Consider the following 968-nt stretch of genomic DNA (forward strand, 5'->3'; position numbering starts at 1 on the left):
GTCCTGCGACGGCTCGGAGCACGGCGGAACGGTGGCGCCGGAGGCCAAGATATCCAGCTTTTCCGCCAGCATCGTTGCCGCCAACAAGCCGTTCGCGGTGGTCAACGGCACCGGCAAACCGATCGGCGAGGTGACGCCGCAAGCGGTGATCGATCTGCTGGCCGGCATTGAGCGTTCCGGAGCCGGCACATGACGGTGACGGCAAGCGCCGGCGAAACGCGGTCGCGCCCGGTTCAGGTCTGGCTGCTCGTCTGGGCGGTGGCACTCGCGGCCGTGCTTGTCGTGTTCCTGTTGCAAGACCGCCTGCCCTGGGCGGTCAATTATCCGGCCAGCGCCGTCGTGCCGGTCGCCGATTGGGTCAGCGCGCTGATGCGCTGGATCAAGTCGAACCTGTCGTGGCTCACCCGCTCGATCACCGCGGTGCTCGGCGTTCCGCTCGATTTCGCGCTCAATCTGCTGGCCAAGAATTTCAAGATCGGCCACGGCGCTGACGCCTATGTCCTGCCGCGCCTGTCCTGGGTCGGCGTCTGCGCTGCCGCCTTCATCGCCGGGCATGCAGCCGGCGGCAGAAAGCTCGGCCTGCTGGTCGGCGGCTGCTTTCTCTATATCGCGCTGTTCGGCCAATGGACCAGCGCCATGCTGACGCTTGGGCTGATCTCCATCGCCGTGCCGTTCTGCATCGTCACCGGGCTGTTCGCCGGCATCTGGGCGTGGCGCAAGCCGTGGGCCGAAAGGCTCATCGTCTCCCCTGCCCTCGACCTGATGCAGACGATCCCGACCTTCGCCTATCTCATCCCAATGCTGCTGCTGTTCGGCAACAGCCCGGTCTCGGCGATGATCGCAACCGCCATCTTCGCCACCCCGCCGATGGTGCGAGCAACGATGCTCGGCCTGTCGCGGGTGCCGTCGGAGATCGACGATTTCAGCGAAATGGCCGGCTGCACGGCGCGGCAGAAACTGTGGCGGCT

General features: G+C 66.3%; 1 protein-coding gene and 1 pseudogene. Both read left to right on the forward strand.

Annotated elements, in window-relative coordinates; genetic code table 11:
• Positions 1–193, forward strand: a pseudogene (locus tag EN914_RS36590) (glycine betaine/L-proline ABC transporter ATP-binding protein); the annotation flags it as partial.
• Positions 190–968: ABC transporter permease subunit (locus EN914_RS36595; RefSeq protein ID WP_127389746.1), on the forward strand; the 779-nt coding region annotated here is incomplete at its 3' end. The pseudogene EN914_RS36590 and the gene EN914_RS36595, both read left to right, overlap by 4 nt.

This window comes from Mesorhizobium sp. M7A.F.Ca.CA.001.08.2.1, assembly GCF_003998455.1.
Classification (GTDB): Bacteria; Pseudomonadota; Alphaproteobacteria; order Rhizobiales; family Rhizobiaceae; genus Mesorhizobium; species Mesorhizobium ciceri.